The sequence below is a fragment of the Mesorhizobium sp. M2A.F.Ca.ET.067.02.1.1 genome (genome assembly GCF_004023285.1).
Classification (GTDB): Bacteria; Pseudomonadota; Alphaproteobacteria; order Rhizobiales; family Rhizobiaceae; genus Mesorhizobium.
In genome coordinates, this window is the sequence record NZ_RZSB01000088.1 from 1 (window position 1) to 12,302 (window position 12,302).

The 12,302-nt window shown below is 64.7% G+C and carries 10 protein-coding genes; 7 read left to right on the plus strand and 3 right to left on the minus strand.

The features are described from left to right. The 4 genes from thiB to EOA28_RS09855 form a co-directional block, all read left to right on the plus strand. On the plus strand, positions 1-952 hold a 952-nt coding region (gene thiB, locus EOA28_RS09835; RefSeq protein WP_128314857.1), incomplete at its 5' end, for a thiamine ABC transporter substrate binding subunit. Positions 953-1,256: 304 nt separating this feature from the next. Then, positions 1,257-2,873 (plus strand): thiamine/thiamine pyrophosphate ABC transporter permease, encoded by a 1,617-nt coding sequence (thiP, locus tag EOA28_RS09845; protein WP_126080772.1) that lies wholly within the window; start codon positions 1,257-1,259, stop codon positions 2,871-2,873. After that, the gene (gene thiQ, locus EOA28_RS09850; protein ID WP_128314858.1) at positions 2,870-3,658 is read left to right on the plus strand and encodes a thiamine ABC transporter ATP-binding protein; all 789 of its coding nucleotides are present in this window, start codon (positions 2,870-2,872) and stop codon (positions 3,656-3,658) included. The genes thiP and thiQ overlap by 4 nt, the downstream gene beginning before the upstream one ends. 152 nt (positions 3,659-3,810) lie before the next feature. Next, positions 3,811-5,277 (plus strand): M48 family metalloprotease, encoded by a 1,467-nt coding sequence (locus tag EOA28_RS09855; protein WP_127251863.1) that lies wholly within the window; start codon positions 3,811-3,813, stop codon positions 5,275-5,277. Between the two features lie 226 nt (positions 5,278-5,503). Here the strand turns inward: EOA28_RS09855 and EOA28_RS09860 are convergent, their stop codons facing one another. Then, positions 5,504-7,879 carry a caspase family protein gene (locus EOA28_RS09860; protein WP_127251864.1) on the minus strand — a complete coding sequence of 792 codons (2,376 nt, stop codon included), beginning with the start codon at positions 7,877-7,879 and terminating at the stop codon, positions 5,504-5,506. A 171-nt stretch (positions 7,880-8,050) separates the two neighbouring features. After that, entirely contained in the window at positions 8,051-8,914 is an 864-nt protein-coding gene (locus EOA28_RS09865; protein WP_126064022.1) for an RNA polymerase factor sigma-32, read from the minus strand. Between the two features lie 307 nt (positions 8,915-9,221). On the opposite strand from EOA28_RS09865, the gene EOA28_RS09870 reads away from it, so the two are divergent. From EOA28_RS09870 to EOA28_RS09880, 3 genes are all read left to right on the plus strand, one after another. Further along, positions 9,222-9,995, plus strand: a complete 774-nt coding sequence (locus EOA28_RS09870) for an amino acid ABC transporter substrate-binding protein (protein WP_127251866.1) — start codon at positions 9,222-9,224, stop codon at positions 9,993-9,995. A gap of 162 nt (positions 9,996-10,157) precedes the next feature. Then, on the plus strand, positions 10,158-10,838 hold the full coding sequence (locus EOA28_RS09875; protein WP_127251867.1) for an ABC transporter permease subunit: 681 nt from the start codon (positions 10,158-10,160) through the stop codon (positions 10,836-10,838). Next, positions 10,835-11,608, plus strand: a complete 774-nt coding sequence (locus EOA28_RS09880) for an amino acid ABC transporter ATP-binding protein (protein WP_126064025.1) — start codon at positions 10,835-10,837, stop codon at positions 11,606-11,608. Before EOA28_RS09875 ends, EOA28_RS09880 begins: the two co-directional genes overlap by 4 nt. 72 nt (positions 11,609-11,680) lie before the next feature. Here the strand turns inward: EOA28_RS09880 and EOA28_RS09885 are convergent, their stop codons facing one another. Continuing rightward, the gene (locus EOA28_RS09885; RefSeq protein WP_095816705.1) at positions 11,681-12,262 is read right to left on the minus strand and encodes a CarD family transcriptional regulator; all 582 of its coding nucleotides are present in this window, start codon (positions 12,260-12,262) and stop codon (positions 11,681-11,683) included. Between the last annotated feature and the right edge of the window lie 40 nt (positions 12,263-12,302).

Consider the following 12,302-nt stretch of genomic DNA (forward strand, 5'->3'; position numbering starts at 1 on the left):
TGTAGCGCCTGCCGTAGCCAAGGACAAGCTCACCGTCTATACCTATGAAAGCTTCACTGCCGATTGGGGGCCCGGACCGGCGGTGAAGAAGGAATTCGAAGCCGAATGTGGCTGCGATCTCGAATTCGTCTCGGTCGCCGATGGCGTCGCGCTGCTCAACCGCGTCAAGCTCGAGGGCGCCGGCACCAAGGCCGACATCGTCCTCGGCCTCGACACCAACCTGACCGCGGACGCCAAGGCGAGCGGGCTGTTCGCGCCGCATGGCGACGTCTCGGGTATCAACGTGCCGGGCGGCTGGAGCGACGACACTTTCGTGCCGTTCGACTATGGCTATTTCGCCGTCGTCTATGACACGCAGAAGCTAAAAGTCCCGCCGAAGAGCCTGAAGGACCTGATCGAGGGTAGCGGCACCGACAAGATCGTCATCCAGGATCCGCGCACCTCGACGCCCGGCCTCGGCCTGCTCTTGTGGGTGAAGTCTGTCTATGGCGACAAGGCGCCGGAGGCCTGGGCCAAGCTCAAGACGAAAGTGCTGACGGTGACGCCGGGTTGGAGCGAGGCCTATGGCCTGTTCACCAAGGGCGAGGCGCCGATGGTGCTCTCCTACACCACCTCGCCGGCCTATCACATGGTGGCCGAGAACACCGAGCGCTATCAGGCGGCGTCCTTCGAGGAAGGCGAATACCTGCAGATCGAGGTTGCCGGCATCACCACGACGGGTGCCAAGAACCCGCTGACGCAAAAGTTCATCGCCTTCATGACCGGGCCGAAATTCCAGGACGTCATCCCGGAAACCAACTGGATGTTCCCGGCCGGCAAGACCGACAAGCCGCTCAACCCGGCCTTCGACAAACTGGTCAAGCCGACCAAGACCCTGCTGTTCAGCCCGGAGGAGGTTGCCGCCAACCGCAAGGCGTGGGCGGATGAGTGGCTGGCGGTGATGAGCAAGTAGGCTGCGATGCTTGCGCCAAGGCCCCCCTCTCTGTCCTGCCGGACCCGGCCCTTCGCTGTCGCTCCGGGCGTTCGTCATTCGGAAAGCCAAGCAGTTGGCTTTCCGTCCGCTTCGCGGACCACTCCTCACCCCCCTCAAGGGGGGAGATTGGCTGTCACGCCGGCTTTCGCCCATCTCCGACGTTGCAGGATCGAGCGGGGCGTCGACGCTGCCAATCTCCCCCCTAGAGGGGGAGATGGCCGGCAGGACAGAGGGAGGCGCGAAGGAACGCGGCGTTGCCTAGCTGAAGCTCGCATGGTGCGGCGTGCACTCCGCGCGTGACTCCCGCGTCACCGCCAGTGTCGTCGCGCTCGCGGCCATCGCCGCGCTCATCGGCGGCGCCTTCGCTGGCCTCATCCTCGAAGGCGCGCACGACCTCTCCGGCGCTGCCGCCGCCTTCGACGGCTACCTCCTGCGCGTGGCCCGCTTCACGCTGTGGCAAGCATTGCTCTCGACGCTGCTGTCGGTCGCGCCGGCGCTGCTGGTGGCACGCGCGCTTTCAAGGCATCCGGCCTTTCCCGGGCGTCGCCTGATCCTGCAGCTCTTCACCGTGCCGCTGGCGTTGCCGGCGATCGTCGCGGCGCTCGGCATATTGGCGCTTTACGGCCGCGCCGGGTACTTTGCCGGCGTCTTCGCCCGGTTCGGCGGCGGAGAGTGGCCCGGCATCTACGGCCTCTCCGGCATCCTGGTCGCGCATGTCTTCTTCAACCTGCCTCTGGCGACGCGCTTGTTCCTGGAGGCGCTGGGCACCATTCCCGCCGACCAGTGGCGGCTGGCGAGCCAGCTCGGCATGGGCGCCCGGCCGGCCTTCCGGCTGATCGAATGGCCGGTGCTGCGCGCGGCCTTGCCGGGCGTCGCCGGGCTGGTCTTCATGCTCTGCATCACGTCCTTCACCATCGTGCTGACGCTGGGCGGCGGGCCGGCCGCGACGACGCTCGAGGTCGCCATCTACCAGGCGCTGCGCTTCGACTTCGATCCGGCCCGTGCGGTGGTGCTGACGCTGCTACAGATCGCGCTCACCTTCGTCGTGGTCGCAGCGCTCACGCGGCTTGGCGCCAACACGGTCGGCGACGCCAATCTGCCGGTCGCGCCCCGCCGCTACCTTTCGGCGGGCCGGATCGAAAGCCTACTGAATGCCGGCCTCATCGCGCTCGCCCTGCTGTTCGTCGCCGGACCGATGGCGGCGACGGTGGTTTCGGGCCTTCAGGCCGATCTCGGCCGATTGGCGGGCGAGGAAGCGGTGCGCCGCGCGACGCTTACTAGCGCCGGGCTCGCCTTGATCGCGGCGCTGCTCAGCGTGTCGCTGTCGCTGGTATTGATCGCGGCGCGGCGCGCATTGGCTTTGCGTCGCCGTGCCGGCAGCGCCATGTCGCTGCTCGAGCATGCCGCCGACACCGGCGCCGGCTTCGTGCTCGTCGTGCCGCCGATAGTTCTTGGCGCCGGCTGGTTCCTGGCGCTGCGCAACATCACCGATGTCTTTGCCGTCGCGCCGGTGATGGTCGTCGCCGTCAACGCGGTGATGGCGATGCCCTTCGCCATCCGTGCCATTCGCCCAGCCTATGACGCGGCGAGCGAACGCCATGAGCGGCTTTGCCTGGCGCTTGGCATATCCGGCTGGACCCGGCTCAGCCTGATCGACTGGCCGTCGCTCAGGCGGCCCTTGGCCACCGGCTTCGCTTTCGCCATGGCGCTGTCGCTCGGCGATCTCGGCGTGATCGCGCTGTTCGGCAGCGATTCCGTGCAGACCTTGCCCTATCTTCTGCTTGCGCGCATGGGCAGCTACCGGACCGCCGACGCGGCGGGGCTCGCCTTGCTGCTCGGCCTGGTTTGCCTGATGCTGGTCGTCGTCGCCGATGGGCTGGGGCGGGAAGCAAGGGCATGACATCGACGGATAACGGCATCGCGGCAGGGAAGGCGCTGACCGTCACACTCGAAGACGTGTCGTTCAGCTATGGCGAATCGTCCTTCCGCGTCAATGCCGAGTTCGCGGCGGGCAGGATCACCGCCATCATGGGGCCGAGCGGCTCCGGCAAGTCGACGCTGCTCAATCTGATAGCCGGCTTCGAAACACCTAATAGCGGCAAGGTGCTGATCGGCGGCATCGATATCGGCGCCACGCCGCCCTCGGCGCGACCGGTGTCGATGGTGTTCCAGGAAAACAATCTGTTCGCGCATCTTACGGTCGAGGCCAATGTCGGGCTCGGCCGCTCGCCGTCGCTGAAGCTCGGCGATGGCGATCGCGCCGCCGTCGCCGAGGCGCTGGCGCGCGTCGGCCTGGCCGGCAAGGAAAAGCGGCTGCCGCGCGAGCTTTCCGGCGGCGAAAGGCAGCGCGTCGCGCTGGCGCGGGTGCTGCTGCGTGACCGGCCCGTCTTGCTGCTCGACGAACCTTTCGCGTCGCTCGGCCCGGCGCTGCGCGAGGACATGCTCGACCTTCTCGCCGGCATCCATGCCGAGCGCAAAATGACGGTGCTGTTCGTCACCCATCAGCCGGAAGATGCGCGCCGCATCGGCCAGGACGTGGCCTTTCTCGATGAGGGCAGGATCGCGGCGACCGGGCCGGCTGACGATTTCTTCGATCAGTCTGGACCGGATGCGTTCCGACGCTATATCGGCGATCGAGGCGGCACCGTTGCCGGATCACAACATATTGCCCGGAAGCGGACATAATTTACGGTCAAACCGGCAACGGGTGATCCGGCGTTTGCTTGCCTTGTCCGGGGGAGTATGGCTAGGTCCGCCATGCTGGTCCGGCGGGGCCGTGATTTGCCGAAAGATTTCGAAAGGAAGCCGATCTGTCGACCGGCGCTGAGAAAGTGTGGATGAGGCCACTGGCACGATTTTTCGCGCTGGCGGGCGTTGCCGTGCTGGCGAGTTGTCAGATGTTCACGCCGCCGGACGTGCAGGAGAGCGGCTTCCAGCCCTCTGACAAGCCGATTACCGTCGACAATGTCGTCGCCAACGCCAAACTCGCCGAAATGGCCAAGGCGCAGCATCCGCGCATTCTCGCCACCTATGGCGGCGAATATTCCGACCCGAAGCTCGAACGCATGGTGGCCAAGGTCGTCGGCAATCTGACCGTGGTGTCGGCCAACCCGACCCAGACCTATCGCATCACCATCCTCAACTCGCCCAACGTCAACGCCTTCGCGCTGCCGGGCGGCTATCTCTATGTGACGCGCGGCCTGCTGGCGCTGGCCAATGATTCCTCCGAGCTTGCCGCCGTCATCGCCCATGAGATGGGCCACGTCACGGCGAATCACGGGCTGCAACGGCAGCAGCTCGAGGCCGAGGAAGGCCTGGCGACCAAGGTGGTGTCGGACGTGCTTGGCGACAGCCCGACCGCCAAGGCGGCCCTGATCCGCGGCAAGCTTCGGCTGGCGCAGTTCTCGCGCAACCAGGAACTGCAGGCCGACGCCATCGGCATCAAGTCGATCGGCGAGGCGGGCTACGATCCTTACGCGGCTGGCCGCTTCCTGCAGTCGATGTCGGCCTATACCGATTTCCGCTCGGTCAGCGGCGCCACCGACGCCAGCCTCGACTTCCTGGCGACGCACCCCAACACGCCGCAACGCATCGAACTGGCGCAGCGCCTTGCGCGCAATTTCGGCCCCCCCGGCGTCGGCACGCGCGACCGCGACGCATTCCTCGCGGGCATTGACGGTCTGCTTTACGGCGACACGCCGGAAGAAGGCTATGTGCGCGGCCAAACCTTCATGCACCCCAATCTCGGGGTCTCCTTCACCGTGCCGGACGGTTTCGTCATCGACAATTCGGCGGCCGCCGTCACCGCGACCGGGCCGGGCGACATCGCCATCCGTTTCGACGGCGTGGCGATCGACAAGTCGGTGTCGCTCACGGATTACATCCGCAGCGGCTGGGTGGCGGGGCTCGAAGACGCCAGCGTGCGCCAGGAGACGATCAACGGCAACGAGGCGGCGATGGCGCATGCCAACGCTCAGGGCTGGCAGTTCGACATCGCGGTGATCCGCGCCGGCGGGCAGGTCTACCGGCTGCTGACGGCGGCGCCCTCGGCCAGCGCTGCACTGGATCCAGTCGCGCGCTCGGTCAGCGGCTCCTTCCGAGTGCTCACCCCGGCCGAGAAGGCGGCGCTGAAGCCGCTGCACATCCGGGTCGTCACCGTTCAGGCCGGCCAGACCATGGGCTCGCTCGCCGCGCAAATGGTCGGCGTCGACCGCAAGCTCGATCTGTTCCGTGTGCTCAACGCCATGTCGCCGGGCGCCAGCGTATCGGCCGGCGACAAGGTCAAGATCGTTACGGACAAGTAGGGCTCCGCATTCGCGTTCGTGCGGCCCGGCGCTTTGAGAGCTTGCCGCGATGCGCAATCCCTAAAGCGCGTTGCGACCTTTCAGATTCGCTCCATGCGCGTAGGTTTTTGGTCACGCGTTTCTTTGTCCCGAAACCGATTCACACTTTCGGGATACATGCTTTAAGCCGCGCACTCGACATGGCGACATGCGTTGTCCCGGCTGGTCCGGCCACGCGTCGCGGCTGCTATCCACCTCTGACGGTGGAGATGCCACCAAAGCCTGTGGTGCTGGCGTCGGTGCCGGGAGGTTCGCCCGTGCTGGGGCTGTCGGAGGTATCCGGAGTGCCGCTGTCCGGGGTGCTGTCGTCAGTACTGCTCTGCCTGGAAGGAGACGGGCGATCGCCGCTACTGCCGCCCCGCCAAGGCGCCGGCTCGATTACGGGCGGCACCGGTTTTACCGGAGGTGGGGTGATCATCGGCGCAGGCGCGCGGATCACCCTGATCTTCGTGATTACCTTGGGCTTGCATACAGCGGCTGTCTGGAAGCGGCGCCCGGCAAGACCGAGAATGCTCATCGAATAGACTTCCTGCCGTTCCATGCTGGCCTTGAGGAACGCCAGAGCGCGGGCCGGATCGGCGGGCACGTCATTGCGGCCTTCCTGGAAGATCAACGCGAGATCGTTCATGGCGTTGATGTGCCCCATCGCCGCAGCCTTGAGCAGCAGGTCCAATCCCTTTCGGGGGTTCGGCTCGACGCCGACGCCGTTGAACAAAGCGCGTCCCCAGGCAGCCATGGCGGCTGGATCGCCCTGGTCGGCCGCCTGGGCATAGAGGCCATTCGCTTTCGTAACATCCGCGGCCGTGCCTGTTGCGGACGCCGCCATATAGGCGAGCTCGAAAACGGCTCGGGCATGGCCCTTGTCGGCGGCCTCCTGAATGGCCTTCGTGGCCTCGTCGACCTTGCCGGCCGCCAGCAACGCCCGTCCGAGCTCATAGCGGAAGCGGACGACATTGGGGTAGGCTTTAACCGCCGCTTCGCAGGCTTCGATCGCTCCGCCGCCGATCTCGTTCGACTGGCGGCCGGGGGCGACGCCCTGCAGGTCGAGCGGCGCGCCTGCCGCCCGGTCGCAAGGGTCGACACTTGGCGACAGCTTCATCGTGGCCGGCTTTGACGCCTTGCCAGCGCGGATCTGGAAGCCGACCTCGAGGGGAGCGGCGGCGCCGATCTGCGGCTCGTAACGCAAATGGTGGATCTCGTTGGCCAGAATGGTCGAATCCGGCGACAACGTCCGATCCGGCAGCGACAGCGTTCCTGTTGCCGGGTAACTCGCGAGCTTCAGGCTGATGCCGGGGTCTCCGGTCGGAAAATCCAGGTTCAACGGAACCGGGCCGACGCCGACCGGGACGCTGAGGTCGCTCTTCTGGATCGTCTCGGCGGCACCGGTGATGTGGAGGCTACGCTCCACCATCAGTTGCTTCTGCAAGGCCTTCAGGGACGCTGCGCTCTGCTGGCCCTCAGCGCCATCGCCACTCTTGAGGCGCAAGACCAGGATGCCCTGAGATACGCCACCCCACTCGTCATGTGTGGCATAGGCCAGCGTTTCGACCTGTTCCTGCGTGTCGGACGCCTTGGGCAGGTCGATCAGCAGACGCGGCAGGTCGTTGCCCGCAATCTGGTCGCCTGTGGCGACGGGTTTGCCGTCCAGCACCAGGCCTGCGAGCGCGGGAAGCGTTTCAATGCTTACGGTGACCGCGCTGCCGTCGACAGTGACAGGCGTCGGCAGGTCAAGCGCGACCGGCCCGATCCCCGACGGCACGACTCTCTCCAGCACCGGCGGCAGCGCCGGCTTGTTCGCACGGTGCATGAGCACGACTTCGTCGATCAGCGAGGAGTTCTCCCAAGGAACCTGCTTGCCTTTGGTGACGGCGACCACGTCGCGGCGCACCGCGGCCATGACCGCGCGTATCTCCTGGTTCGGCGCCAGCGCGCGGCGCGAAAAAGCGGATGAGAATGGACTGGCGTTGCCCGTCCCGTCATAGGCGATCGCATCGGGACCGGTGGCAAAGGCAATCAGCGCGTTCTGCGAGCTTTTCACCTCGGCAAGACCGGTGCCGCTAGCGGTGATCAGCTGGTCCCGCAGCCAGTAGTCCTTGCGCGGAAACGGATTGTTGCGGCAGGCATCGAGGATGATGATCTGGATTTTCGACTTCGAGCGCAATTGCTCCAGCATGTCATCGAGCTTGATCGCCTGAACCTCGATGTCGGCGGCCTGCTTGAGCGAAGCGTCGACAGGGATCAAGAAATTCACGCCACCGATCTGAAACCCGTGGCCCGAATAATAGACGACAGCGAGATCGGCGCCATCCGCGGCCGCGAGATAGTTGCGGAACTGCTCCTCGAACTGCAGCTTGGTGACGTCCTTGGCGACGAATACATCGAAACCGGCCAGCCGGAACGTCTTCGAGACGTCCTTGGCGTCGGTGTCCGGGTTCTTGAGCGCCGGAATATTGCGGTATTGCGAATTGCCGATCACAAAGGCAACCCTGCGGTCAGCGTGCGCTTCGAACGTCGCGAAGCCCACGAGGATCAAGGCTGCAAGGAAGGCGCAGCATCGCAGCATGGCAAGTCCCCCATCCGCTGTGGTCTGTCGGATTCACCAAAGACCAGTTGAGCGCGCGGGTCTGTTAAAGAATTCACAATACGCTGATACAGTAAGAAGGAAAGTTTTTGCCGCAACGGCGATATATTTTTGTTCAATGAATACGACGTGCCAACAACTTCAAGTTGCTGCTCAGGCGGCCTCTGCCAGAAATTCCGGATTCTGCTTCACCAGCGCCAGCTTCAGCTTTTCCATGGCACGCGCCTCGATCTGGCGGACACGCTCCTTGGAGATGCCGAGCTGTTCGCCAAGCGATTCCAGCGTGGCGCCGTCGTCGCTCAGCCTGCGCTCCTCGATGATGCGAAGCTCGCGGGCGTTGAGCGCGCCGAGCGCGCTCTTCAGCCAGAGGGCGCGGCGCTGGACGTCGATTCTTTCGCCGACGATCTCGTCAGGCAGCGGGTCTTCGGAGACCAGGAAATCCATCCGCTCGGCAGCGCCGTTTTCGTCGGCAAGCGGTGCGTTGAGCGAGCTGTCTGGGGAGGACAGGCGTGAATCCATCATCGCCACGTCCGCTTCGGGAACGCCGAGCGCCGCCGAGACCTCACGGTAGAGCGTGGCATTGGAGAGCGGCTCGGCGCCGTTGGCCAGCCGTGCGCGCAAGCGCCTGAGATTGAAGAACAGCGCCTTCTGCGCAGAGCTGGTGCCGCCGCGCACGATCGACCAGTTGCGCAGGATGTAATCCTGCATCGAGGCGCGGATCCACCAGGTGGCGTAGGTCGAGAAGCGCACTTCGCGCGCGGGCTCGAAACGGGCCGCCGCCTCAAGCAGGCCGACATGCCCCTCCTGGATGAGGTCGCCGAGCGGCAGGCCGTAATGGCGGAATTTCGAGGCCATGGAGATGACCAGCCGCATGTGTGCGACGGTGATCCGATGCAGCGCGTGCTGGTCGTTCTCTTCCTTCCAGCGGAGCGCAAGGACATGCTCCTCGTCGCGTTCGAGATAGGGAGCTTTCATTGCCGCCCGGACCAGTGTCCGTCCTGCCGCGTCCTCAATCATGCCGGCTCCTGTTGGCGGTCATTACGCTCATGACGGTTGAAAAGACGCCGCCGCGCCCTACAACAGCCATGCAACGTGTCAGGCGCATGGATGGTTCCGCCGCCCGAGGGGGCAAATGTTGCCGGCGGGAACATTCTGTTAGCGGGCTCCGATATGCCGCTTGGCGGGTTATCGGGCGATTTTGAGAATCAGATTTCCGGGAAAGTCGATTTTTGAAATGTGGTTCCTTATTTCGCGACCTTCTATCTGTCAGTTTCCGGCTCTCACAATCGGACCGGCACACCGGTCAAAACGGGATCACAGAAAAATGAAATGGCTTAAATCGCTTCTCATCGCCGGAACGCTGCAGGTTCTGGCGGTCACCGCCGGCCATGCCGGCGCCAATCTCGACCAGATCAAGCAGGCCGGCGTGCTCAAGGTCGGCACGGAAGGCACCTATGCGCCCTTCACCTATCATGACGAATCCAACGCGCTGGTCGGCTTCGACGTCGAGATCGCCAAGGCCATCGGCGACAAGCTCGGCGTCAAGGTCGAGTTCCTGGAAGGCAAGTGGGATGGGCTGATCGCCGGCCTCGACGCCAACCGCTACGACGCCGTCATCAACGAGGTCGGCATCACCGACGCGCGCAAGGCCAAGTATGATTTCTCGGATCCCTACATCGCCTCGAAGGCGGTGCTGATCGTGCGCGGCGACAATACCGACATCAAGACCTTCGCCGATCTCAAGGGCAAGAAGTCGGCGCAGTCGCTGACCTCGAATTTCGGCAAGCTTGCCGAGAAGAACGGCGCGGAACTCGTCGGCACCGACGGCTTCGACCAGTCGATCCAGCTTCTGCTCACCGGCCGCGCCGACGCCACCATCAACGACAGCCTGTCCTTCCTGGATTTCAAGAAGCACAAGCCGGACGCCAATGTGAAGATCGCCGCGGAGGAAGAGAATGCCGACTATTCCGGCGTCATCGTGCGCAAGGGCGATCCGGAACTGGTCGCGGCCATCAACAAGGCGCTGGCCGACATCAAGGCCGACGGCACCTACAAGAAGATTGCCGACAAGTATTTCGGCCAGGACGTTTCCCAGTAAGCCGAACAGTCTGTTGCCTGAATTCCGGCGGGCCGTCTTCGACGGCCCGCCGTTTTTAACAGGACACTCATTGGGGCCGTCTTTGACGGCTCGCCGGTTTTTGCATGATAGTCAGTCCACACGGGGCAACGCGCCGCCGTATCTGGAAGGGAGAAGCGCCCCGTGCCGCACTGGCTGCAATTGATGCTGGAATCGCTGCCGACGCTGTTATGGGCGGCGCTGATCTTCACCGTGCCGCTCACTCTTCTGTCCTTCGCGCTCGGGCTCATCGCCGGGCTGGTGACGGCGCTGATCCGGCTGTTCGGCCCGAAGCCGCTGGTCGCGCTGGTGCGCTTCTATGTCTGGATCTTTCGCGGCACGCCACTGCTGGTGCAGCTCTTCCTGATCTTCTATGGCCTGCCGTCGGTCGGCATCCTGCTCGATGCCTTTCCCGCGGCGCTGATCGGCTTCACGCTCAACATCGGCGCCTACACCTCCGAGATCATCCGCGCGGTCATCGGCTCGGTGCCGAAGGGCCAGTGGGAGGCGTCCTATTCGATCGGCATGACCTGGAGCCAGGCGATGCGTCGCACCATACTTCCACAAGCGGGCCGCGTCGCGGTGCCGCCGCTCTCCAACACCTTCATCTCGCTGGTCAAGGACACCTCGCTGGCGGCAGCCATCACCGTGCCGGAGATGTTCCAGGCCGCGCAGCGCATCGTTGCCACCACCTACGAGCCGTTGATCCTCTATGTCGAGGCGGCGGCGCTCTATCTCGTGCTGAGCTCGGTGCTGTCGGCGCTGCAGGCACGGCTGGAGGTGCGGCTCAACCGCTATGGCGGCTTCCTGGAGGCCAATTCATGATCGGCCTCACGAACATCGAGAAGCGTTTCGGCGACAATCTTGTCCTGAAGGGCGTCACCGTCAGCATCGACGAAGGCAGCGTCACGGCGCTGGTCGGCCCTTCCGGCGGGGGCAAGAGCACGCTTCTGCGCTGCATCAACCTGCTGGAGATCCCGACGTCCGGTTCCTTGCGCATCGGCGAGGAGACGCTTGCGTTCCATCCGGGCGGCAAGGTGCCGGCAAAGGATATCCAGCGCATCCGCCTGCAGACCGGCATGGTGTTCCAGAACTTCCAGCTCTTCCCGCATCGCACGGCCATCGAGAATGTGATGGAAGGGCTGGTGACGGTGCTGAAATGGCCCGAGCCGAGGGCGCGCGAGCGGGCGATGGCGCTGCTCGAAAAGGTCGGGATGGCGCACAAGGCCGATGCCTGGCCGGCGACGCTGTCGGGCGGCCAGCAGCAGCGCGTGGCGATCGCCCGGGCGCTTGCGCCGTCGCCGCGCGTGCTGCTGTGCGACGAGCCGACCTCGGCGCTCGATCCGGAGCTGGCTCAGGAAGTGGTCGACGTGCTCGGGCAACTGGCCCGCGAGGGCACGACCATGGTGATGGCCACGCATGATCTCAGGCTCGCCTCCAAGATCGCTGAGGAGGTCGTCTTCCTCGATGCCGGCGCGATCGTCGAGAAGGGTCCGGCCTCGGTCGTGTTCGACAATCCGGAGCGCGAGCGGACGAAACGCTTCATCGCCTCGCTGCGCCAGGAAGAGGCGCAGAAGGAAGGGGGAGGCGCGTAACCTTCGATAGGCCTTTCAGAAACAAAAAACCCGGCACGAGGCCGGGTTCTTCGTAACTTAAAGGGGAAAAGCTCAGGCAGCTTCTTCCTGTTCGGATTCTTCGTTGTCGGCCTTGGCGCCGCGCTTCGGGCCCTTGTTGAGGTTGACCTCGATGAGACGCACCGCCTCGGTCTCCGACATGCGGTTCACCGCGGCGATCTCACGAGCCATGCGGTCAAGCGCGGCTTCATAGAGCTGACGCTCGGAATAGGACTGCTCCGGCTGGTTGTCGGCGCGGTAGAGATCGCGGACGACTTCCGAGATCGAGATCAGGTCGCCGGAATTGATCTTGGCATCATATTCCTGCGCGCGGCGCGACCACATGGTGCGCTTGATGCGGGCGCGGCCTTGCACGACCTTCAGCGCGCGGTCGACATAATCCTCTTCCGACAGCTTGCGCATGCCGATCGAGGTCGCCTTGGCGACCGGCACCTTCAGCCGCATCTTGTCCTTCTGGAAATCGATGACGAACAGTTCCAGCTTGTGACCCGCAACTTCCTGCTCGTCGATCGCCACGATCTGGCCGACGCCATGCGCCGGATAGACGATGAACTCGCCGGTCTTGAACCCGTGGCGGGCCGCGGTGGACTTCTTCTGCGGGGTGATCGTTGCCATTACGCCCTGAACTCCTTAGTTGTGCCGCCGGCATCATGCC